19 protein-coding genes are annotated in these 21,307 nt (G+C 56.4%); 10 read left to right on the top strand and 9 right to left on the bottom strand.

The window, feature by feature from the left end; translation table 11 throughout:
• The first annotated feature begins 138 nt into the window (after positions 1–138).
• Together ggt and ASD8599_RS16840 are read left to right on the top strand one after the other, a co-directional pair.
• Positions 139–1,731 carry a gamma-glutamyltransferase gene (gene ggt / locus ASD8599_RS16845; protein ID WP_108829611.1) on the top strand — a complete coding sequence of 531 codons (1,593 nt, stop codon included), beginning with the start codon at positions 139–141 and terminating at the stop codon, positions 1,729–1,731.
• Positions 1,732–1,735: 4 nt separating this feature from the next.
• Complete coding sequence (locus ASD8599_RS16840; RefSeq protein WP_108829610.1) at positions 1,736–2,416, top strand: DUF1045 domain-containing protein; 681 nt, start codon at positions 1,736–1,738, stop codon at positions 2,414–2,416.
• 2 nt (positions 2,417–2,418) lie between these two features.
• On the opposite strand, the gene ASD8599_RS16835 is transcribed toward ASD8599_RS16840, so the two are convergent.
• A complete protein-coding gene (locus ASD8599_RS16835; RefSeq protein ID WP_108829609.1) occupies positions 2,419–3,159 on the bottom strand; it encodes a sulfotransferase family protein in 741 nt (246 codons plus the stop codon).
• A gap of 129 nt (positions 3,160–3,288) precedes the next feature.
• On the opposite strand from ASD8599_RS16835, the gene murJ reads away from it, so the two are divergent.
• Complete coding sequence (gene murJ / locus ASD8599_RS16830; RefSeq protein WP_108829608.1) at positions 3,289–4,827, top strand: murein biosynthesis integral membrane protein MurJ; 1,539 nt, start codon at positions 3,289–3,291, stop codon at positions 4,825–4,827.
• A gap of 6 nt (positions 4,828–4,833) precedes the next feature.
• On the opposite strand, the gene ASD8599_RS16825 is transcribed toward murJ, so the two are convergent.
• Positions 4,834–5,517, bottom strand: coding sequence for a rhomboid family intramembrane serine protease (locus ASD8599_RS16825; protein ID WP_108829607.1), 684 nt, complete (start codon positions 5,515–5,517; stop codon positions 4,834–4,836).
• A 123-nt stretch (positions 5,518–5,640) separates the two neighbouring features.
• Here ASD8599_RS16825 and trpS point away from each other — a divergent pair, with 123 nt between their 5' ends.
• From trpS to ASD8599_RS16805, 4 genes are all read left to right on the top strand, one after another.
• A complete protein-coding gene (trpS, locus tag ASD8599_RS16820) occupies positions 5,641–6,666 on the top strand; it encodes a tryptophan--tRNA ligase (RefSeq protein ID WP_108829606.1) in 1,026 nt (341 codons plus the stop codon).
• Positions 6,667–6,936: 270 nt separating this feature from the next.
• Positions 6,937–8,043 carry a class II histone deacetylase gene (locus tag ASD8599_RS16815; protein WP_108829605.1) on the top strand — a complete coding sequence of 369 codons (1,107 nt, stop codon included), beginning with the start codon at positions 6,937–6,939 and terminating at the stop codon, positions 8,041–8,043.
• A 60-nt stretch (positions 8,044–8,103) separates the two neighbouring features.
• On the top strand, positions 8,104–8,682 hold the full coding sequence (locus tag ASD8599_RS16810; protein WP_108829604.1) for a nitroreductase family protein: 579 nt from the start codon (positions 8,104–8,106) through the stop codon (positions 8,680–8,682).
• The gene (locus ASD8599_RS16805) at positions 8,679–9,392 is read left to right on the top strand and encodes an EI24 domain-containing protein (RefSeq protein ID WP_108829603.1); all 714 of its coding nucleotides are present in this window, start codon (positions 8,679–8,681) and stop codon (positions 9,390–9,392) included. The genes ASD8599_RS16810 and ASD8599_RS16805 overlap by 4 nt, the downstream gene beginning before the upstream one ends.
• Here the strand turns inward: ASD8599_RS16805 and ASD8599_RS16800 are convergent.
• On the bottom strand, positions 9,379–9,642 hold the full coding sequence (locus ASD8599_RS16800) for a DUF1467 family protein (protein WP_108829602.1): 264 nt from the start codon (positions 9,640–9,642) through the stop codon (positions 9,379–9,381). The genes ASD8599_RS16805 and ASD8599_RS16800 overlap by 14 nt on opposite strands.
• 3 nt (positions 9,643–9,645) lie before the next feature.
• Positions 9,646–10,050 carry a methylmalonyl-CoA epimerase gene (gene mce / locus ASD8599_RS16795; protein ID WP_108829601.1) on the bottom strand — a complete coding sequence of 135 codons (405 nt, stop codon included), beginning with the start codon at positions 10,048–10,050 and terminating at the stop codon, positions 9,646–9,648.
• A 180-nt stretch (positions 10,051–10,230) separates the two neighbouring features.
• Between mce and ASD8599_RS16790 the strand changes: the two genes are divergently transcribed.
• Positions 10,231–10,950 carry a response regulator gene (locus tag ASD8599_RS16790; protein WP_108829600.1) on the top strand — a complete coding sequence of 240 codons (720 nt, stop codon included), beginning with the start codon at positions 10,231–10,233 and terminating at the stop codon, positions 10,948–10,950.
• A gap of 10 nt (positions 10,951–10,960) precedes the next feature.
• Here the strand turns inward: ASD8599_RS16790 and ASD8599_RS16785 are convergent, their stop codons facing one another.
• The 4 genes from ASD8599_RS16785 to aspS form a co-directional block, all read right to left on the bottom strand.
• A complete protein-coding gene (locus ASD8599_RS16785; protein ID WP_108829599.1) occupies positions 10,961–11,680 on the bottom strand; it encodes a GNAT family N-acetyltransferase in 720 nt (239 codons plus the stop codon).
• A gap of 50 nt (positions 11,681–11,730) precedes the next feature.
• On the bottom strand, positions 11,731–12,960 hold the full coding sequence (locus tag ASD8599_RS16780) for a DUF1501 domain-containing protein (protein WP_422664755.1): 1,230 nt from the start codon (positions 12,958–12,960) through the stop codon (positions 11,731–11,733).
• Between the two features lie 12 nt (positions 12,961–12,972).
• Entirely contained in the window at positions 12,973–14,370 is a 1,398-nt protein-coding gene (locus ASD8599_RS16775) for a DUF1800 domain-containing protein (protein ID WP_108829597.1), read from the bottom strand.
• Positions 14,371–14,484: 114 nt separating this feature from the next.
• Positions 14,485–16,335, bottom strand: a complete 1,851-nt coding sequence (aspS, locus tag ASD8599_RS16770; RefSeq protein WP_108829596.1) for an aspartate--tRNA ligase — start codon at positions 16,333–16,335, stop codon at positions 14,485–14,487.
• A 171-nt stretch (positions 16,336–16,506) separates the two neighbouring features.
• Between aspS and ASD8599_RS16765 the strand changes: the two genes are divergently transcribed.
• Positions 16,507–17,328 carry an SDR family NAD(P)-dependent oxidoreductase gene (locus tag ASD8599_RS16765; protein WP_108830244.1) on the top strand — a complete coding sequence of 274 codons (822 nt, stop codon included), beginning with the start codon at positions 16,507–16,509 and terminating at the stop codon, positions 17,326–17,328.
• A 67-nt stretch (positions 17,329–17,395) separates the two neighbouring features.
• Here the strand turns inward: ASD8599_RS16765 and ASD8599_RS16760 are convergent, their stop codons facing one another.
• Complete coding sequence (locus ASD8599_RS16760) at positions 17,396–19,813, bottom strand: GcvT family protein (RefSeq protein WP_108830243.1); 2,418 nt, start codon at positions 19,811–19,813, stop codon at positions 17,396–17,398.
• A 232-nt stretch (positions 19,814–20,045) separates the two neighbouring features.
• Between ASD8599_RS16760 and ASD8599_RS16755 the strand changes: the two genes are divergently transcribed.
• On the top strand, positions 20,046–21,140 hold the full coding sequence (locus ASD8599_RS16755; RefSeq protein ID WP_108829595.1) for a hypothetical protein: 1,095 nt from the start codon (positions 20,046–20,048) through the stop codon (positions 21,138–21,140).
• Positions 21,141–21,307 lie beyond the last annotated feature (167 nt).

Raw genomic sequence — 21,307 nt, 5'->3', positions numbered from 1 at the left:
CTGTTGGCTATGCGCCGCGCAGGCCCATGCGGTGTGCACCTAACCCGTGGCACGGGCCAAGGGCAAGGGCGGTGCGCCTTGCATCCCTTCTGCACAGTTGCCATCGTAGGGCCATCACACTGCAAAAAAGGGGGCGTCATGCGCAATCTGGAACTTCCTGGCCGTTCACCCGTTCACGCCCCTCACGGTATGGCCGCTACATCCCATCCGTTGGCCAGTCAGGCTGCGCTGGATATGCTGAAGGCTGGCGGAAATGCGATGGACGGGGCTATTGCTGCGGTTGCTGTGCAATGTGTGACGGAACCCGGATCAACAGGCATCGGCGGGGATTGCTTTTGCCTTTATGCCCCGGAAGGCCGTGACAAAGTCATCGGGTTCAACGGATCGGGACGCGCCCCTGCAGCCGCAGACATCGCCTATTACCGTGATCAAGGCGTCACCGAATTTTCACGCATGTCGCCGCATGCCGTGACCGTTCCGGGGGCCATCGACGGCTGGACGCGGTTGCACGCGGATCACGGGCGCATGCCGTTGGCCGATGTGTTGGCCCCTGCCATCAACTATGCACGCCATGGATACCCTTTATCGTCGCGCGTCGCATCCGATTTCGAGGCCTGTGCGCCGTTGTTGCGGACAGATGAAAACGCAGCGCGTATTTTCTTGCCGGGTGGCAAACCGCCCAAGGTGGGCGAGATGCATTTTCAAAAGGAACTGGCCGACACGCTTGAGGCCATATCCACCCATGGCCGCGATGCGTTCTACGAAGGCGAGATTGCGCAAGACATGGTGGACTACCTGCGCTCAAAAGGCGGGTTGCACAGTATGCAGGACTTCGCAGCCACCAAAGGCGAATATGTCACGCCGATCACAACAGACTTTCGCGGCTATACCGTGCATGAATGTCCCCCCAATGGGCAAGGGATCATCGTCTTGTTGTTGCTGAACATGATGTCGAAGCTGGATGTGATTGACGGGCCAGTGACCACAGACCGGTTGCATCTTGAACTGGAAGCGTGCCGTTTGGCGTACCGCGCCCGAAATCTTTATGTTGCGGATCCTGCGTTTGCGGATGTGCCTGTGGAAGACATCTTGTCGGATGACTACGCACAGCGCTTGGTGGATGCAATCGACATGACGCGCGCCCAGGAACCCCCTGCCGATATTCCCCTGACCCGCCACCGCGATACGGTTTATCTGAGCGTGGTAGACAAGGATCGCAACGCCTGTTCCTTTATCAACACCCTGTACATGGGCTGGGGGTCAGGCTTTGTTGCGCCTAAATCCGGCGTTGTTCTGCAAAACCGCGGCCATGGGTTTTCGCTGGAACCGGGCCACCCCAATTGTATCGCAGGTGGCAAGCGTCCTTTGCACACCATCATACCGGGTATGCTGACACAGAAAGGCCGCGCCGTGATGCCCTTCGGGGTGATGGGCGGGCACTATCAAGCCTTTGGGCATATGCAGTTTCTGACGCGCATGCTGGACTATGGCATGGACATCCAAGAGGCGATGGATGCACCGCGCACTATGGTGGATCCCGACGACGACGCCGTTGAAATTGAAGGCACGGTGCCACAAGATATTCAGGATGCGCTGACAGCGCGTGGTCACCGGCTGAAAGCACCAGAGCGCCCGATTGGCGGGTCGCAAGCCATTTGGATCGATTGGGAACAGGGCGTTTTGACGGGGGGATCGGACCCGCGCAAAGACGGCGCAGCGATGGGGTATTGACGCGATGTTTGAACGCTATGCCGTCTTTTATACCTGTCCGACTGACAGTGATCTGGCGCGTTTTGCGGCCCAATGGCTTGGATGGGACAGTGCGTCGGGGGCAAAGACGCCGCGTTTCACGACGGCTGGCCTTGATGTCGCGGAAATCACACAAAACCCGCACAAATACGGGTTTCATGGCACCATAAAAGCACCGTTTAGGCTGGCCGAAGGCATGCGGCAACAAGACTTGGAGGCGGGGTTTGACGCGGTGTGCAGCACCGTCCAAATCGCCCCTTTGCCGCAATTGCATCTGGCCAGTTTGGGGCGGTTTCTGGCGCTTGTGCCAAAGGGCGATACCAATCTGTTGCAAGGGCTTGCGGCGCAGGTTGTGCAAGACCTAGACGTCTTTCGCGCGCCCCTAAGCGCTGCAGAAATTGAACGTCGCGCCCCGCATCGTTTGACGCCACAGCAACGCGGCTATCTGGACAAATGGGGGTATCCGCATGTGCTGGATGCGTTCCGCTTTCACATGACGTTAACGGACCGGTTGGACAAACCGACAGCAGCACAAGCCTCGGCCATTTTGGAGCAGGCACTGACTGGCATAGCGATGCCAGCGCAGATCGACGCCCTTACGTTGATGGGACAAGCTGCAGATGGACAGTTCCACCAAATCAGGCGCCACAGGATTAATGGGTCCTGAGCCTAGTCCGTGCGGTGGTCTTCACGGTTCCATTCGGGATGCCCGAGTTCGTCAAGGGCCGCGCGGATTTCGGGGTGATACTCCGCATCATAACGCCCGATGATGTCGCCCGATCCAACCTTTTCGGTGCGTTGGCGCAGGCGGTAGGGGTGCAATTTCAAAAACGGGCGCATCGCGTCGATGCCGTCTGTCATCAAGTTGATGTAGGGGATTTCAATAACATCCCCTTTGGACATGGTTCTGTAGTCTTCAAACCACTTCATTCTGCGATTGGCAAACCGCAAAAATGCAGTTTTGTCGAAATTCAATTTGGGTTTTGTCTCCGGATCTTCAAACAGCTCCGGCTGTTGACGGCGCATTTGCATGACCACGCCTGAAGAATGGGCGGCCAATAGGTTTTCGCGGTTCAGAATAACCTTTTTGATGGTTTCGTCAGCGGCCAAGGCTTCGATCGCGGCTGTGGGGCCTTTGTCTGCGTTGTGCCACAGCTTGCACCCCACATTGGGCGGGCCGGGGGTGAAGTTCAAAATATCGTAAACCAGTCCAACGGGATCTGTTTCGCGTTTACCCAAATCAACGACATCTTCTGCTTCTTTGTGCAGTGCTGATTTCCATCGGGGTGAGCTGAAAAAAGGGGAGCCGTGGCAATAGACCTTGGGATGTGCGCCCAATGTCGTTGTAAAAGCTGTGCTGCCAGACCGTGCTGCGGACAGGATAACAAAGCGGTTTTGGACCTCGGCCATGGGCACATTCCTTAACAAGATGGAAAAACTGCTACGCCAGTGTCCGAACAAGAGCAAGTGGGCAGGCACTTGTCACAGTGCGGCCAACCCTTTACCCCAAGACGCAATGCATCTGCGAAAGGCCGCGACTTGAAACCCATCCGATTGATGTCTGGCTTTTTAACGGTTGGGTTCTGGACGCTGATGTCGCGTATTTTGGGTTTCGTCCGCGAGATTTTGATCCTGTCGCTGATCGGACCCGGGCCAATGATGGATGCCTTTGTGGCGGCCTTTCGGTTGCCCAACATGTTCCGGCGCTTCTTTGCAGAAGGGGCGTTCAACGCGGCGTTTGTGCCGATGTTCTCCAAAAAGCTGGAAGCGGATACCGAGGCCGCAAAGTTTGCCCGCGATGCTTTGAACGGGTTGGCGTTTGTGGTGTTGATCCTGACGGCTTTGGCGATGGTCTTCATGCCAGCTTTGGTGTGGGCGACGGCCGGAGGCTTTGCGGAAGACGCGCGGTTCGATCTGACGGTGGGCTTTGGCAAGATCGTGTTTCCCTACATCTTCTTTATGTCCCTATCGGCTTTGTTTTCAGGCATTTTGAACGCCACCGGGCGTTTCGCGGTCGCTGCTGCGGCCCCTGTGTTGCTGAACATTTTTGTGATTATAGCCATGATTGCGGGCCACTATTCTGGTGGTGAGGTCATCAATTGGTTGATCTGGACCATTCCGCTTGCGGGCGTGGCCCAGCTTGGGTTGACGTGGTTTGCCGCCGCGCAGGCGGGATTTGCTTTGCGTCCGGGACGTCCACGCTGGACGCCTGATATGAAAAAGATGGTCTTGGTGGCCATTCCTGCGGCTTTGGCGTCGGGTGTTATGCAGATCAATCTGGTTGTGGGTCAATTGGCTGCCAGCCAGTTTGAAGGGGCCGTCAGCTGGTTGTTTGCAGCCGACCGCCTGTATCAGTTACCTTTGGGGGTCGTGGGGATTGCTGTCGGGATTGTGCTTTTGCCAGACTTGTCGCGCCGCTTGATGGCGGGTGACGAAACGGGTGCGCGTCACGCCTTTTCACGCGCTGCCGAAATATCGTTGGCACTGACAATCCCGTCTGCTGTCGCACTTATGATCATCCCTTTACCCTTGGTCACGGTGCTGTTTGCACGTGGAGCGACGGGGGCCGACGACGCGGCGGCGATCGCCGTGGCCGTGTCGATTTACGGGTTGGGTCTGCCAGCGTTTGTGGTGCAGAAGTTTTTGCAACCGCTGTATTTTGCCCGCGAAGACACCAAAACGCCGTTCCGCTTTGCTTTGGTGGCGATGGTGGTCAACGCGGCGATTGCGCTGGGCCTTACGTCAACCATCGGCTGGATTGCCCCCGCAATTGCAACAACGGTGGCGGGATGGGTCATGGTTGCTTTGTTGGCCATTGGTGCGCGGCGTATGGGCGATGTGGCGCGGTTCGACGCTCAGTTCCACAAACGCATCTGGCGCATTTTGGCGGCCTCAACGATCATGGGGGGCTGTCTGTGGATGGCCAATGTCGCACTGACCCCGGCTTTGGGGATGGCGGGTATCCGTTATGGGGCGCTTCTTGGGTTGGTCGCCGTTGGTATCCTAAGCTTTTTTGGTGCGGGTCAGCTTTTGGGGGCGTTCAAGCTGTCCGAGATCAAAGGCGCAGTGCGACGTTGAACGGTCTTAGCGTCGTTGTAACAACGCCCGAATGCGCGCCAACCCGCCCGGCATAACGACGGCGGAAATCGCAAAGCCGCAAACAAAGCCCGCCAGTTCAGCGATCCAATCCAGTCCGGTCACGAAGAAAATACCGAAAAACAGCTGGATGCCCATCAAAAATGCAATCAGTCGAAAGGCCTGCAATTGCTGCATGCCTGTGCCCGCAAGCCTTTGCCACAACAAAAAGCTATACCCGCCGATCAGGCCATAGACACATGGAAAGGCACCGATCAGCCAAGCTTGATCCGTAATCAGCCCAAAGACAATGGCGCCGAAGACTCCCGAAAGAACAAAGATCAAAATGACCGCAAGCTGTCCCATGGCTTCGCCCACCAACTTGCCCATCGCCAGCAACATGACACCCGAAAAAATCGCAGACGTGAAGGCTTGGTGCAAAAAGGGATAGGTGAAAACGCGCATGGCGTATTCGAAAGGTGCCTGATTGTTGCGGATCATCCAGTCAAAGGCGATGCCGGAAAACCCGTAGTTCCCAAACGCATTCGTGCGCCATCCAATGGCTTCTGCCCCACCGATCATGCGATTTTCAGCCATCAAAAAGATCAGCTCTGGAACAGCGATGCCCGCAAACAACAACCACACAACGGGCGGCAACGGATTGACAGGAGGGGCATTGTGATCTTGGTGCATGCATGCGTCCTTTGATTAAGCGCAGTTTGCCAAACGCCCTTCGGTTGACGGGCAATCCATGCATGGGTAAGCCAGCGCAAACGGTTTGCCCAGAACATTAGGCCAGAATCTAGGATAGTTTTCATGACTGAAACGACATTCACCCCGCGCGTCTTTTCCGGCATCCAGCCATCGGGCGGTTTGACCCTTGGCAATTACCTTGGTGCGATCAAACGGTTTGTCACCATGCAAGACGAGGTGGCGCAGTCGATTTATTGTATGGTTGACCTGCACGCGATCACGGTCTGGCAAGACCCAAAGGATCTGTTGCACAACACCCGCGAATTGGCGGCAGGTTTCATCGCATCCGGCATCAGCCCCGAAAAATCGATTTTGATCAACCAGTCCCAAGTGCCTGAACATGCGCAATTGGGGTGGATCTTCAACTGCGTCGCACGCATGGGATGGATGCAGCGTATGACACAATTCAAAGACAAGGCTGGCAAAAACGCGCAAAACGTATCGCTGGGTTTGTTTGGGTACCCCGCTTTGATGGCGGCGGATATTCTTGTGTATCACGCCACACATGTTCCTGTTGGTGAAGATCAAAAGCAGCATCTGGAACTGACACGCGATATCGCTGCGAAGTTTAACCATGATTATGGTGTGGATTTCTTCCCAATGACGGAGCCTGTGATTGAAGGCGCGGCCACACGCGTTATGTCGCTGCGTGACGGTTGTAAAAAGATGTCCAAATCCGATCCATCTGATGCGTCACGGATCAACATGACCGATGACGCGGATGTCATTTCAAAGAAAATTCGTAAGGCCAAGACGGATCCTGACGGACTGCCCTCTGATATCGACGGGCTGGAAGGCCGTCCCGAGGCACGTAATCTGGTTAATATCTTTGCCGCCCTGTCCGAACGCTCTGTTGAGGATGTTCTGTCCGAGGTCGGGGGCCAACAGTTTGGTACGTTCAAACCTCTTTTGGCGGATTTGGCTGTGGCCAAGCTTTCGCCTATTTCGGGCGAGATGGCGCGTTTGATGGATGATCCCGCAGAGATCGATCGGATACTGGCACGCGGCGCAAGCCAAGCGCGTGAGATCACGGCCCCGATTTTGAAAAAGACCTATGAGATTGTGGGGATGGTCGGCCCCGCAGTGTAACGCGCGTAAGGTGGGCCTTGGCCCACCTTCTCTGTCTTGCGGCGTGGTGCACCAAGGTGCACCTTACATCCTCCTTGGGCTAGATTGTTTATGCGCCTATCCGCTGCCGGGGCTTTGCCCCCGCGCGTTTCACGCTCCCCCATGATTTTTAGAGGAAAAGACCAGTAGTGCCGGGGTAAGGTGCGGGTTCCCGCACCTCTTACCTGCTTTGGGCTAAGCTGGACATTTTTTGTGTGTTTTGTCACGGTTGCCAGGGAAGCGGAGGATCACATGGCAACTGGCTTTTTCTGGGATGAAAAGACATTTTGGCACACAGGTGGCAACTATGCGATGACGCAACCGGTTGGCGGGTTGGTTCAACCACTGTCGGCGGGTGGATTGCCGGAAAGTCCCGAAACCAAACGTCGTTTAAAGAACCTAATGGAAGTCACCGGTTTGACTGCAGATCTGGACGTGCGAACAGCACCTATGGCGACATCTGACGATTTGCTGCGAGTGCACCCGGCTTCTTATCTTGACGCATTCAAAGCCCTCTCCGATGCAGGTGGCGGCGAATTGGGTCAACGCACACCATTCGCAACAGGTGGCTATGAAATTGCCGCCTTGTCTGCGGGTCTTTCCGTCGCTGCCGTAGACGCCGTTTTGACAGGGTCTTTGGACAACGCCTACTCATTGTCCCGCCCGCCCGGTCACCATTGTCTGCCTGATTTTCCAAACGGGTTTTGTTTGCTGAACAACATCGCCATCGCAATCGAGGCTGCACAGTCCAAGGGCATGGCTGCCAAAGTCGCCGTGTTGGACTGGGACGTACACCACGGCAATGGCACTGAGGCCATCTACTACAATCGTGACGATGTTCTGGCCATCAGCATCCATCAGGAAAACAACTACCCCATCGACAGCGGCGCCGTGACGGATCGTGGTGCGGGCGCAGGCGAGGGTTTCAACATGAACATCCCCATCCCTGCAGGTACCGGTCACGAAGGCTATTTGCGCGCCTTTGACGGTATCGTGCGCCCTGCGATCACGGATTTCGCACCTGACATTATCATTGTCGCCTGCGGGTTCGATGCCTCAGTCCTTGACCCTTTGTCCCAGACCCTTGCCACCGCAGAGACGTTCCGTGAACTGACTCTACGCACCAAAATTCTGGCTGAAAACATCTGCGGTGGAAAACTGGTTCTGGTTCATGAAGGCGGATATTCCGAGGTCTATGTTCCATTTTGCGGGCATGCGACCCTAGAGGCTTTGTCCGGTAGCACCGTTTCCGCCCCGGACCCCTACGAGGCTTCTTTCCGCAAGCGCCAACCCAACCCAAGGTTTGAAGCTTTCATTGCATCTGAAATAGACCAAATGGCCAGAGACTTTGGGTTCTGATCTTGAAAGTCGCACCGTTGCACCAAACATACCCGACGACACCATTTGAAAGCCCCACATATGCCTGTTCCAAACCCCGCCGCCCTTGATTTCCTTTTGACGCGGCGGTCGCGTCCGGCCAAGACCTTACAAGCCCCTGTGCCTGACCCTGCCACCGTAAACCAGCTTTTGACCGCGGCTTCGCGGTCTCCGGATCACGGAAAGCTGGAACCATGGCGTTTTATTGTGCTGGAGGCGGGTGCGATGCCCCGTTTGGCACAAGCAGCGCAAGCGTGTGGGGAAGCATTGGGGCTAGACCCGGAGCAAATTCAAAAGGGGCGTGCGCAATTTGACCAAGGGCATTTGGCTGTCGCGGTAATCGAAGTCCAAAAACCCTCTGCAAAAATTCCGGCGCTGGAACAAACCTATGCTGTCGGTGGTGTGTGTCTGGCGCTGCTGAATGCGGCACTGGCAGCTGGATGGGGTGCAAATTGGTTAAGTGGGTGGCCCAGCCATGACCGTGTGTTCATGACAGACGCTTTGGGGCTGGACGATCACGAACGTATCGCGGGCTTTATTCACATCGCCACCGAAACCACGACCCCACCAGAGCGCCCGCGCCCTGATCTGGATGCGATCACAACTTGGGTCAATTCATGATTTTCAATGCCTTTTTCGCGGCTGTTGGCCAAATCAGCGACCCACGCTTTCGCCGTGTTCTTTTGCTTGGTGTGGGGCTGGCACTGGCGTTGCTTGTGGGCACGACGGCGCTGTTTGTCACCTGGATCGACTGGGCAACGGGGGATTCGTTTTTGCTTCCGATCATTGGAGAAGTGAAATGGATCGGGGACGTCCTAAGCTGGGGTGGCCTGTTTGTGATGTTTTTTTTGTCGATCTTTTTGATGATTCCGGTCGCTTCTGCGATAACGTCGATGTTTCTGGAGGACGTCGCGCAAGCTGTCGAAGACGTGCATTATCCGCATCTGCCGGCCGCAACCCGTGTCCCGTTTTGGGATGCTGTGCGCGATACGGTGAACTTTCTAGGTATCTTGATCGGAGCCAACGTTTTGGCGCTTATCTTGTATGCCTTGCTGTTTTGGGTGCCGTTTCTGCCACTTGCTATCTTTTGGGGGCTAAACGGCTTTTTGCTGGGCCGTGAATATTTCACATTGGCTGCGATGCGCCGTGTGGGGCGGGCTCGCGCAAAAGAATTGCGCAAGCTTCACAGGGGCAAAATTTGGATGGCGGGCGTGTTGATGGCGATGCCGTTGTCCTTGCCGTTGGTCAATCTTGTGATCCCGATCCTTGGGGCTGCGACCTTCACGCATTTGTATCACAATTTGACGGGCAATGTCCTTAACCGCGATTGAACCAATCGAAATCGCGCACGCTAATGACACCTGACAAAATGATGCCAGAGATCACAACCCAAAGCACAAGGGCGACGGCTGTGGTGATCAATGCTTTTTTCTTCAGATTGTGTTCTTCAGGGGCGCCTGCATGTGTTCCTGGTTCGATTTCACCCAGGTCGCCTTGGGTTTTGACACGCAACGGCAGCACGATCAGGAAGGTCATCCACCAGATCACGGCCAACAATACAAGGGCTGAGGTCACACCCATAATTTACACCTGTTCCAGTTCAACAAGGCAGCCGTTGAAGTCCTTGGGATGCAAGAACAAGACGGGTTTGCCGTGGGCGCCGATCTTCGGCTCGCCTGTGCCCAGCACGCGTGCGCCAGTCTCTTTCAGATGGTCACGGGCCGCGATGATGTCGTCAACCTCGTAGCAGACGTGGTGCATCCCGCCTGAGGGGTTCTTTTCCAAAAACGCCGTGATGGGGCTGTTGTCACCAAGGGGGTATAGCAATTCGATTTTCGTGTTGGGCAATTCGATGAAGATAACCGTGACGCCGTGGTCCGGTTCGTCTTGTGGTGCGCCAACAGTGGCACCCAAAGCATTGCGGTATTGGTCTGCGGCAGCGTCCAGATCCGGGACGGCGATGGCGACATGGTTCAAACGACCGATCATTGGGGTTCTCCGGTAAAGGTAGTGTTGGGTGGGTGTATGCAGGGCAAGACCGACAAGAGCAAGGGACGCAGCGCCGCACCCCGCAGCGTCACCCCTTAAGGTTCTTGGGGGCTGTTAACGCGCTGTTAGGCAAGGTTGCGTACCGTCTGAGTCGTAGAATATGGCAAAAGGCATATCATCATGGACACGACAGACCCCTTCGCACCAAACTATCCGACACCAACCGCAAACCGTCCCCTGTTGGGGCTTACGGTCCTTGTGATTGAAGACAGTCGCTTTGCCTGCGAGGCGATGCGCCTGTTGTGTTTGCGCAGTGGTGCACGCATCCGGCGCGCCGATAGCCTGCGGGCAGCACGGCGGCATTTACAAGTGTACCGGCCCACGATTGCGATCATTGATCTTGGGCTGCCGGATGGAAACGGGGTGGACTTGATAAAGGATCTCGCAGAGGCATCTCCACGCCCTGAAGTTGTTTTAGGGACATCCGGTGATGATTTTGGCGAAGCCGCAGCATTGGGGGCGGGTGCCGACGGATTTTTGGCCAAACCGATTACGTCATTGGCAGGCTTTCAGGAAACGATACTGGCGTGTTTGCCGGCAGAACGGCAACCTTCCGGTCCACGCGCCGTGTCCAAAGAAGAAATCACGCCTGACCCTATCGCGTTCCACGATGATATGGCCCATGTCGCGGATGTTTTGGAAGAACATAATGATGAACGTACGTTAGATTATGTGGCCCAATTCCTAAGCGGTGTGGCGCGCAGTGCCCAAGACCCGCGTTTGGAACAAGCGGCTGTCGCACTGGCCAAAAAGCGCGCTCAGGGCCAATCCGCATCATCAGAGACCGCAGTTCTTGCGGGGCTTGTTCAAGAACGTCTGATGCACCGGATGGCTATTTAAGACGCACGGTCTAGGATGTCAGGGCGGGATCGCTTGCGACCCGCACCAGCCGCGTCAGATCGCTAAGGCTTTCGATCTGCCGGCCTGAGGCATCAAAATTGGACGGGGCCAACCACGCGGCAAAGGCTTCTTTCAGCGCGGGCCATTCGGCGTCAATCACGGCAAACCACGCGGTGTCGCGGTTGCGCCCCTTGGTGATTGTGGCTTGGCGAAACACGCCCTCATAGCTGAAACCCAAACGTTGACCAGCCCGGCGTGAGGGCAGGTTCAAAGCGTTGCATTTCCATTCCACACGGCGGTATCCCGCGTCAAAAGCCCAATCCATCATCAGATACAAAGCCTGCGTGGCCGCGGGGGTTTGCTGTAACGCAGGGCTAAGGTTTATGTGACCGATTTCAATAGAACCCGCGGCCGGATCAACGCGCAGAAAGCTGGCGACGCCTTCCCATGTGCCGCTGGCTTCATTTCGGATGGCGTAGAAAAACGGATCGTTTTGCCCTGCATGTTCCCGTGCCCAACGATGGTATTGGGCAGCAGAAGAAAACGGACCGTAGGGTAGGTAATCCCACACCGAATCATGACCTGCAAAAGCGCGAAACAGCAAAGCCGCATGCGCTTCAGCGTTCAAAGGTTCAAGATATGCAAACGCCCCCTGCAACGGCACACCTGTCGGGGCCGGTGGCGGGGTCCAGTTTTCAACGATCGGGCCAAGGGGGCGCTGTTGTGTCATAGGCGCGACCCTAGGTGGAGTATCTCCTAAGGCCAAGGGGTTTCAGACAGTTACAAAAGCAAACCCGGATCATCACCCAAATCCAGACCCGGAAACACCGAGTTTTCCAACACGGATTTGTCCAAACCGATAAGGCCGCGCATCACCCAAGCCGCATGGGCGCGGACGTCACGGGTCGGCATCAAATCGCGGTTTTCATAAAGGGCGCCGCTGTCCAGTCCGGGCCAATGGCCCAGCACACGCCCGCCGCGCACGGCACCGCCTGCTGTGATCATCAAACCACCCGTGCCATGGTCCGTGCCGCCTGTGCCATTCTCGCGGGCTGTGCGCCCGAATTCGGTCATGACGACCACGGCAGTCTTTTTCCACACAGGGCCTTTCAGCGTGTCTTTCAGGGTCAAAATTGTCTCGGACAGACGTTCCAGTGCGCGGGTCAGATTGCGGCCCTGCGCCTGATGCGTGTCCCAACCGTTCAACGAAAATGCCGCAACGCGGGCGTCTTTGCGCAGGCGTTGCCCCGCAAAACGTGCGATTTTGCGATGTGACGCACCTTTGCTGGCTTGCTGCATCTGGGCCATCATCATCTCACCGCCATCGTCGGCCATGGCCATGCCGCCACCGCCGCCTTCGGACAGCATTTGCGCTTCGGCCAAAGCTGCGTGCATCTCGGGGTCGTCTTGCATCAGCAGATCCATCAGACGCTCGGCTTGCGGGCTCAACGTAAGGTCCGCTTCGGGGGACCAGTTTGCCACGGGGGCAGGGCCCTTCAACAGCTGCATGTCGCCACGCCCGATGGCATAGGCGGTGTCCGCTTGCACGCCCGGCACGGCTTGCAACATGCGGTTTAGCCAGCCGTCACGTGCCCCTTCGGCCAGCGTATCTGTGCCGGCTTCCAGCAAATCCTGCCCGTCAAAGTGGCTGCGTTTGTCGCGGTAGGGCGTCGATACCGCGTGCACAAATCCCAATTCGCCTGCGGTCCACAGTGGCATCAGGCCGGCCATGCCGGGATGCAATGCGAAATAGCCGTCCAAGTCTATGCCGCCGTTTTGTGGCCCCCCTGCCAAAGCTTTGGGACGCAAGGCCGCGTAGGCAGGATCGCCGTAGGGTTGCACGGCATCCAACCCATCCAGACCGCCACGCAAGATAATCACCACCAGACGCGTGTCCCAGGGGGCTGCGGCAAAGCTGATCGGCGTCATCAAAGGGCTGGCTGCCAACGAACAACCAATAAGACCGGTTCGGGACAAGAATGTGCGGCGGGATACAGCGTCAGTCATCATATCAATCCTAAATCAACGGCGTTGAAACGCGGGAGAGGCCAGCACAAGGCCGATTGCTTCGGTTTTGCTTTCGGCGGCAGAGGCGGCAAAGCGCACGGCATCCGGTGCGAAACTGCCCAAGGCCGCATCCACAAATTCGCGGGGGTCGGGCAAGGCAGGCTGCAAGACTTGCGGCACGGCCATCGCCCAACGCACGCGGCCCGACAGCCCTTGGGGTGTGATCCATTCACTGTCTTCTTCGGGCCACCCGTCCGGGCCAATCGGCAGTTGCCAGTTTTGCCCCATCATCGCCATCGGCGTGGAAATGGCGTTTTGCATGCCTTTTTCATCAAAGGCCTGAATCGGGGCGGGGGGTATCGCCAACGCACGGCAGGCAGAGCCCACAAAATCGACGGGAAATTTGAAATTCATCTTGTCGGTCTGCCACGCGGCCGGATGGTCCAGAAGTGCCGTGTAAACCGCCATCAAATTCCCATCCGTCGCCTGAAACGCCGCAGCAACATGATCGATCAGCGCAGGTTCGGGTGTGTCAGACACAAAGTGCATCGCCAGCTTCCATGCCACGTGGCGGGCCGTGGCAGGATGCACTGCCAAATCATCCAGCACTGCCAGAACGGGTGCGCGGTTCATCTGGTCACCGTAGGTTTTGCCCAAGACGGTTTCAGCCCCGGGCTCCACCATGTCTTTGCGAAATTTGAAGCCTACGTTGACCTGAAACGTCAGCCCGGTGAACAGCTCGGCCAGTTGGGTGACATCCGTTTGGGTATAGGGGCCGTTCACACCCAAAGTGTGCAATTCCAGCACCTCACGCGCGAGGTTTTCGTTCAGGCCCGCCGCCTTGCCTTGCGCCGTTTTGCGCACGGCAAACGCACTGTTCGGCCCAACGGAACGGTGCTGATCCAGATAGGTCAGCATCAAAGGGTGTAAAACGGCGGCTTTCAGAAGATCCGCAAACTGCCCTGTCATATTGGGGCGAATGGCGTCCTCGATATAGGGGCTTGTCGCGCGGCGGATCAGGCCCTGCTTGCCTTGCGCCGAAAAATGGTCGCCCCAGAAAAACGCCAAACGTTCGAAAAAGCCCTGTTCGGTGTAGCTGCGTCGCAACAGGGTTTGCCCGAGCCACCGGCCTTTGTCGGTGCGCGCAATCCGGTTTAACACATTGCGTTGCTTGCGGGCCGCTTTGCCGATGTCGCTGCCACGGTTTTCTTTTAAAATCTTACGTTGGGCGGCCACAGCTTTCATGCGGGTTTCGCGGAACGTGTCGAAGCTTTCGATAGGGAAGGTCTGCGCCATTGCATCAGCGCTTTGCAAACCTTGCAACATCGTGTCGATGCTGCGCGGCGCATCCACCACCGGTGACAGACCACACCCAAAGCGGATCGCTGCCAATTCCGAATTAAACCCTGCCACGTTATCGTGCCCCTGCTTTGACGCTTTGGTCCTATATAGCAAAAGGCGACGCGGTTTTCACCTGCGCCGCCTTTCTAATTTTACCCGTCGGCATGTCATCGCCCAAAAGGGGCATCAATCCTGTGGAATAACCCGCAGCCCCAGTTCCATCAGCTGATCCGACATCGGCGTGCTTGGCGCGGACATCATTAGGTCTTCAGCCTTTTGGTTCATCGGGAACAAGATCACGTCGCGCAGGTTGTCGGCGTCTGCAAGCAACATCACGATGCGGTCCACCCCTGCGGCACAACCCCCGTGGGGCGGGGCGCCGTATTGGAAGGCATTGACCATGCCGCCAAAGCGTTTTTCGACTTCTTCCTTGCCGTATCCTGCGATTTCAAACGCTTTGAACATGATCTCTGGCTTGTGGTTCCGGATGGCGCCCGACACCAGTTCGTAGCCGTTGCAGGCCAAATCGTACTGATAGCCCAGCACCTCCAAAGGATCGCCGTTCAGCGCGTCCATCCCACCCTGCGGCATGGAAAACGGGTTGTGTTCAAAGTCGATTTTGCCGGTTTCTTCATCCTGTTCGTAGATCGGGAAATCGACGATCCATGCAAAGGCAAAGCGGTTCAAATCGGTCAGGCCCAATTCATTGCCGATGACGTTGCGCGCCTTGCCAGCGACCCCTTCAAAGGCTTTGGGTTTGCCGCCCAAGAAGAATGCCGCATCGCCAAGGCCAAGGTCCAACTGCTGGCGGATGGCTTCTGTACGCTCTGGTCCGATGTTCTTGGCGAGTGGGCCAGCCGCTTCCATGCCGCCCTCAACTTCGCCGGATTTCAGCTTGGCTTGGGCTTCTTTCACGGTGATGCCCATTTCCTGCGCGACTGAATCGGCAGTCTTTTCGCGCCAGAAAATATAGCCCATGCCGGGCAGCCCTTCTTGTTGGGCGAATTTGTTCATACGATCACAGAACTTGCGCGATCCGCCTTTGGGCGCGGGGATGGCGCGCACTTCGGTGCCGTCTTGTTCCAGCAGTTTCGCAAAAATCGCAAAGCCGGAGCCTGCGAAATGCTCGGACACAACCTGCATTTTGATAGGGTTGCGCAAGTCGGGCTTGTCGCTGCCGTACCAAAGGGCCGCATCGCGGTAGCTGATTTGCTCCCATGTCTGATCGACATTGCGACCGCCACCGAACTCTTCAAAGATGCCCGTGATCACTGGCTGGATCGTGTCAAAAACGTCCTGCTGCTCCACAAAGCTCATCTCAAGGTCAAGCTGGTAAAAATCGGTAGGGGACCGATCCGCACGCGGGTCTTCATCGCGAAAGCACGGCGCGATTTGGAAATATTTGTCAAAGCCGGACACCATCAACAGCTGTTTGAACTGCTGGGGGGCTTGGGGCAGGGCGTAGAATTTGCCGGGGTGCAGACGCGAGGGCACCAAGAAGTCGCGCGCACCTTCGGGGGAAGAAGCCGTGATGATCGGCGTCTGGTATTCGCGGAACTTCTGATCCCACATGCGACGACGCATGGATGCCACAACGTCTGATCGCAACGCCATGTTGCGCTGCATCTTCTCGCGGCGCAAGTCGAGATAGCGGTATTTCAGGCGCGTTTCTTCGGGGTATTCTTGATCACCAAACACCATCAGTGGCAATTCGGCGGCAGCGCCCAAAACCTCAAGGCCGCGCACGAACACTTCGATCTCTCCGGTTGGGATTTTGTCGTTCACCAGTTCGGGGTCGCGGGCCTTTACGGTACCATCAATGCAAATACACCATTCGGACCGCACCTTTTCCATGTCCTTGAACACTGGGCTGTCGGGGTCACACAGCACTTGTGTCATGCCGTAATGGTCGCGCAAATCGATGAACAGGATGCCACCATGATCGCGAACACGGTGAACCCAGCCTGACAGGCGCACAGTATCGCCCACATTGGCAGCAGTCAGATCGGCGCAGGAGTGGCTTCGGTAGGCGTGCATGGGATGGCCCCTTTCATGGGTCGAAAACTTGGGCGCAGATACACCGCTCACACGGGGCAAAGTCAAGGTGTCGGGGCGGTTCAGGCCACAAATAGAGGGATGAAATGACCTTAGGTCGTGGTTCCCTTTCGTTTTGCTTTGGATAGCATGTCCAAAACGGAGGACTTCAGCATGGAAATCGCAGGTAAAACGGCCTTTGTCACGGGCGGTGCCTCAGGCATCGGGTTGGAAATCGGGCGCATGCTGATGGAACAAGGGGCCAATGTGATGCTGGCTGACCTTGTGCCGGAACGACTGAAAGCGGCGAAAGCGGAATTGGGGCAGGTGGAAACGGTGCTGTGCGATGTGGCAGACCCCGGTTCGGTGAAGGCTGCCGCAGAAAAGACGATCGAGACCTTCGGCAAAGTCCATATCGTTGTGAACAACGCAGGGGTGTCGTTGGGGCATACGCCGGGCGATACGCCGCTTGAAGACTGGCAATGGCTTGTCGACATCAACTTCATGGGGGTCATTCACGGCATTGAAGCCTTTACGCCATTGATCAAAGCCCATGGAGAAGGGGGCTACTTTATCAACACAGCATCGATGTCGGGGCATTTGGCAACGCAGCAGTTGAGCGCCTACACCGCGACCAAATTCGCAGTTGTGGGCCTGTCTGAAAGCCTGCGCATGGATTTGGCGGCTGACAATATCGGTGTGTCCGTGCTGTGTCCGGGCTGGGTGAAAACCGACATCAACAAAGCCCACGAAGGCCGGCCTTCGGGTGTGGACGACGAAGACGCGCCCTCGGAGGCGATGCAAATGGTAACAGAAGCCGTGGACAATGGCCTGTCCCCAAGATCCGTGGCGGAATGGACGGTCGAATGTATGCAAGCAGGACGCTTTTACATTTTCACACACCCTTCCATGCGGCGTTGGGTGCAAAAGCGGCACGATCTGATTGATGCCGATTATGGCGCGATTGAAAACGACCCGCGTTTTAAAGATCGTTAGGACTTCTTTTCGCTAAAAATATCCCGGGGGAGGCCCGAAAGGGGCGGGGGCAGCGCCCCCACTGCCCTCAGGCGCGAACACGCGCTAAAGCCGGATCATAAGGGCCGGCTGGGATAACCCGCGCAGGTACCATCTGCCCAAGGCAATCTACTTCAAACGTGGTCCCTTCAGCTGCAAATGCGGGATCAACATAGGCATACGCCAAGTTCATTGCGACGCGGTGGCCCCAGTCACCTGATGAAACCGTGCCGATGACCTGACCGTCACACATCACAGAGGCACCGGGATGGGCGGGCATCTTGTCTGTGTCCAAAACCATAGACACAAGTTCCATCTGATCCCCAAGGTCTTGCCGCGCAAGCAATGCGGATTTGCCAACAAAATCTTTGTCCATTTTTACAAAACGGTGAAGACCTGTCTGGAAAGGATCGAATTCCGTCAGCAGATCCGCTTTCCAATGCAGATACCCCTTCTCCATACGCATGCTTTCGATGGCGCGTGCACCAAACAGGTGCAAATCGTGGGGCTGACCGGCTGCACGTAGCGCCAGATACGCGGCATAAAGCTGCGCGTTTGGTACGTGGATTTCATAGGCCAGTTCGCCGGAAAAACTGACGGACATGACCGTGGCAGGGGCGATGCCGACATAGCATTCACGCACGGACAGCCATGGGAAGGCGGTCGCGGACCAATCGCCGCGACTGACGGCTGTTAGCACATCGCGGGCCTTTGGACCTGCCAGAACAAGGATGGTTTGGTCATTGGTTAGGGACCGGATCTGGACGTCTTCGTCTTTGCGCACATGTTGCGTCAACCAATCCATATCGTGGAATTCGGCGGCGGCGGCCGACCCGTACCATGTGCGATCTGCATCCAGATGGGCAATGGTGGCTTCGGCCTTCACCATGCCGTGGTCATTCAGTAGATAGCCCAAGCCGACTTTGCCAACCTTTGAGGTAACGCGACCACAGATCATACGGTCCAAAAAGGTCTGACGGTCCGCGCCTGTAAGTTCAAACCGGTTGAAACCGTTGACCTCTGCCAAGCCCACGCCGTTTTGCACCGCTTTGACATCGCGGGCGACCACGCCGAAGGCTTCGTTGAACCAAAAGCCGTGGGTTTCGTGGAAATCGGCAGAGGGGCGAATGTAATCCACACGCTCCCAACCGTTCACAACCGTAAATTCCGCGCCTTCCGCAGCCATAACCGGCGTCAAAGGCGTGGTCTTGGCGGGACGTCCGGCGGGGCGGTGTTCATGTGGAAAATGGAACCGGAATTCGTTTTGATAGTCCTCAATGGCCTTCAATGCGGTCAGTTCTACATTGGCGTGGCCGGTAAAGCGGCGCGGATCGATGCACCATGTGTCATAGCAGGCCTCGCCATGTACAATCTGTTGCGCCAACAACCAGCCATGGCCGCCACCTTCACCCAGCCCCGCCCGCAGACCGATGATGCAGAACGCGTTGCGCTTGCCCGGGATCGGCCCAACCAAAGGTGCCCCGTCAATGGTATAGGTGATCGGGCCATTCACGATGTTCTTGATGCCAACTTCCATCAATGCGGGCATCCGTTCAAACGCGCCTTCAAGCACGTCTGTGACACGGTCCAGATCATCGGGGCAGAGGTCATTGGAAAAATCGGGCGAAATGCCGTCCATGCCCCATGTTTTGCAATCTTGTTCGTAGAACCCCAGCAACAGGCCGTTCTTTTCCTGACGGCAGTAATAGTCGCTGATCGGGCAACGCAACAGCGGCATGCGGTGACCCGCCTCTACAATGCCGGGGATTTCGTCGGTGACAAAATACTGGTGCTCCATGGACGCCACCGGATGATGCACACCCATCATCGCGCCGACTTCGTTCACGCGGTAGCCACAAGCGTTCACAACCACATCGCAATCTATGTCGCCTTTGTTGGTGTGCACGGTCCATGTGTCGTCTTTGTGTTGGGTCAGGCCGGTGACGTCGGTTTGGCGGTACACTTCGGCCCCGGCCTTGCGGGCACGACGGGCCAGCGCCTGACACAAGGATGCGGGATCAATGTCGCCGTCATTGCCATCCCACAAACCGCCCAGCAGGTTGTCCGTGGAAATCAGCGGGTGGCGGCGAGCGCATTCTTCGGCGTCGATGACTTCGAATTCGACATCCATGCCCCGCGCCATAGACGCAAAGTGGCGGTAGCCATCCATTTGTGCCTCACTGTTGGCAAGGCGGATACCGCCGTCGCCGTGATTGTACTGCACCGGATAATCCGGATCATCGCGCAATTCTTGGTACAGGTTGATGGAATGGGTTTTGAGGCCGACCATCGTCTGGTTCATACCAAAGTTGGTGACTTGGGCCGCAGAATGCCACGTGGTGCCGCTGGTCAATTCATCACGTTCGACCAAAACCACATCGGTCCAGCCTTCCTGCGTGAGGTGGTACAGAGTGGAACATCCGGCGATGCCGCCCCCTATGACAACTGCTTTGGTCCGTGATTTCATCTGATCCTCCTGCGCTTTGCATGCAGTTGCGCCATGAAAGCGGGCTGCGTCAAACAAGAAGGGCACAGTTTCAAAACTGCAAATTGATCTTTGGTTTTGGTAAAGTGCCATGCTCGTGTGCGGTAGGTTCGAATAAATTTTCAACCCAAGGTGTTAACTGCGTAGAACGTCAAACCCGTATGGGGGACGCGTTTTGCAGGTTTGTGATGCATTCATTTTGGGAGAACGGATTATGGTAGAAATTTTGATCGGAGCGGCGGCTTTTGGACGCCGCGTGGACGAAGCGTATCAAAAACTGAAACTCTCCGTGGGATCAAATCAGGACCGGCAGCAAAGGGCGCTGGAAAATGCGTTTTCCACCAGCACGTTCATTTATGGAACCGTCGGGCCAGTCGCGCTGCATGCCGCGGCTGGCAACAGGGGAAACGCAGCTGCACGGGGGGCGACACAGTGGATCAAGCACACCAAAGAAAACCTGTTGGCCAAAGGCGTCAATCCAGAGGCCGGGGTGCGGTTTTTAAACCGTGAATTCAAACTGTACGATCCAGGCCCGCGGACGGCGCAGCTTGTGGCTGGAAATTACCAGATGATGGACATGTATTACGGCATGGACAACACATTGTTTCGCAACCGTATTCCGGCAATTGCGGAATTCGTACACTATGCCATGCAGTTTGACAAAATGGGGGTGCCGTTCGATCCGAATGTATCGGGACGCGATGCGTTCAAGCAGGCGTTCAATACGTCCAATGAAGGCTGGAACATGGATTTCACCCAGCGCCGGGTCTACGGGCAATCCGCGACACAAGAGATGTCAAAGATCATCCGCGAAGGTATTTCGCGATATGGCGGCCGGCTTATCTTTGAAGGAAAATCGGTTTATGGGGCAGGGATTTTTGACTTGGCCGCGCGACAAGGGGACACAGATCGCGAAGCTCAGGCGCTGTTTCAAAACTTCAATGTGCGCGGCACACCTATGGCGCCTTTGGGGCAGGGCATTCTGGAATTCCAATGGGGCGGGCAAGCGACAACGCCGACACGTGCGCATTTTTTGACCAATTGGAGTTACGCTGGGCCGAGCATCCATGGCGTGGCGAACCGGATTCACATGACAGACAAAAACCAAACCCAAACTGGCCACCTGAACAGGTTAATGGGCCCAACCCACGGGTTGCGACCAATCTGGAACAATTTTGTTAATTTTCCACTTAGTGTTTATCGTGAAATCAACAGATTACGTGGATTGACCGTTCACACAAGCAACCAAACGGCAGCCGAAAACATGCGTGATGCGATTAACTTGTTAACGCTGGCCATTCATTCGTAGTGCAATGTCTCGGCGCGGGTTAACGGAACGGATTTTACTAAACTTCTTCGTGCTTGGTGTTTTGAGAATGCCTAGTTTGTCGGTAAGATTTGGACCGAAAGCTGAGGGAAAATATGTTGGGCCAATTCGCATTGCCAGTCTACGCAGGTTTGGGTGCTGCTGCTGTG

The sequence above is a fragment of the Ascidiaceihabitans donghaensis genome, assembly GCF_900302465.1.
Lineage (GTDB): Bacteria > Pseudomonadota > Alphaproteobacteria > Rhodobacterales > Rhodobacteraceae > Ascidiaceihabitans > Ascidiaceihabitans donghaensis.
This window is presented reverse-complemented; position numbering and strand designations above follow the sequence as displayed.

What these genes read in the sequence shown, in the direction of transcription:
- ggt (WP_108829611.1), top strand. Translation starts at nt 139, where the DNA reads ATGCGCAATCTGGAACTTCCTGGCCGTTCACCCGTTCACGCCCCTCAC.
- ASD8599_RS16840 (WP_108829610.1), top strand. Translation starts at nt 1,736, where the DNA reads ATGTTTGAACGCTATGCCGTCTTTTATACCTGTCCGACTGACAGTGAT.
- ASD8599_RS16835 (WP_108829609.1), bottom strand. Translation starts at nt 3,159, where the DNA reads ATGGCCGAGGTCCAAAACCGCTTTGTTATCCTGTCCGCAGCACGGTCT.
- ASD8599_RS16825 (WP_108829607.1), bottom strand. Translation starts at nt 5,517, where the DNA reads ATGCACCAAGATCACAATGCCCCTCCTGTCAATCCGTTGCCGCCCGTT.
- trpS (WP_108829606.1), top strand. Translation starts at nt 5,641, where the DNA reads ATGACTGAAACGACATTCACCCCGCGCGTCTTTTCCGGCATCCAGCCA.
- ASD8599_RS16815 (WP_108829605.1), top strand. Translation starts at nt 6,937, where the DNA reads ATGGCAACTGGCTTTTTCTGGGATGAAAAGACATTTTGGCACACAGGT.
- ASD8599_RS16810 (WP_108829604.1), top strand. Translation starts at nt 8,104, where the DNA reads ATGCCTGTTCCAAACCCCGCCGCCCTTGATTTCCTTTTGACGCGGCGG.
- ASD8599_RS16805 (WP_108829603.1), top strand. Translation starts at nt 8,679, where the DNA reads ATGATTTTCAATGCCTTTTTCGCGGCTGTTGGCCAAATCAGCGACCCA.
- ASD8599_RS16800 (WP_108829602.1), bottom strand. Translation starts at nt 9,642, where the DNA reads ATGGGTGTGACCTCAGCCCTTGTATTGTTGGCCGTGATCTGGTGGATG.
- mce (WP_108829601.1), bottom strand. Translation starts at nt 10,050, where the DNA reads ATGATCGGTCGTTTGAACCATGTCGCCATCGCCGTCCCGGATCTGGAC.
- ASD8599_RS16790 (WP_108829600.1), top strand. Translation starts at nt 10,231, where the DNA reads ATGGACACGACAGACCCCTTCGCACCAAACTATCCGACACCAACCGCA.
- ASD8599_RS16785 (WP_108829599.1), bottom strand. Translation starts at nt 11,680, where the DNA reads ATGACACAACAGCGCCCCCTTGGCCCGATCGTTGAAAACTGGACCCCG.
- ASD8599_RS16780 (WP_422664755.1), bottom strand. Translation starts at nt 12,960, where the DNA reads ATGATGACTGACGCTGTATCCCGCCGCACATTCTTGTCCCGAACCGGT.
- aspS (WP_108829596.1), bottom strand. Translation starts at nt 16,335, where the DNA reads ATGCACGCCTACCGAAGCCACTCCTGCGCCGATCTGACTGCTGCCAAT.
- ASD8599_RS16765 (WP_108830244.1), top strand. Translation starts at nt 16,507, where the DNA reads ATGGAAATCGCAGGTAAAACGGCCTTTGTCACGGGCGGTGCCTCAGGC.
- ASD8599_RS16760 (WP_108830243.1), bottom strand. Translation starts at nt 19,813, where the DNA reads ATGAAATCACGGACCAAAGCAGTTGTCATAGGGGGCGGCATCGCCGGA.
- ASD8599_RS16755 (WP_108829595.1), top strand. Translation starts at nt 20,046, where the DNA reads ATGGTAGAAATTTTGATCGGAGCGGCGGCTTTTGGACGCCGCGTGGAC.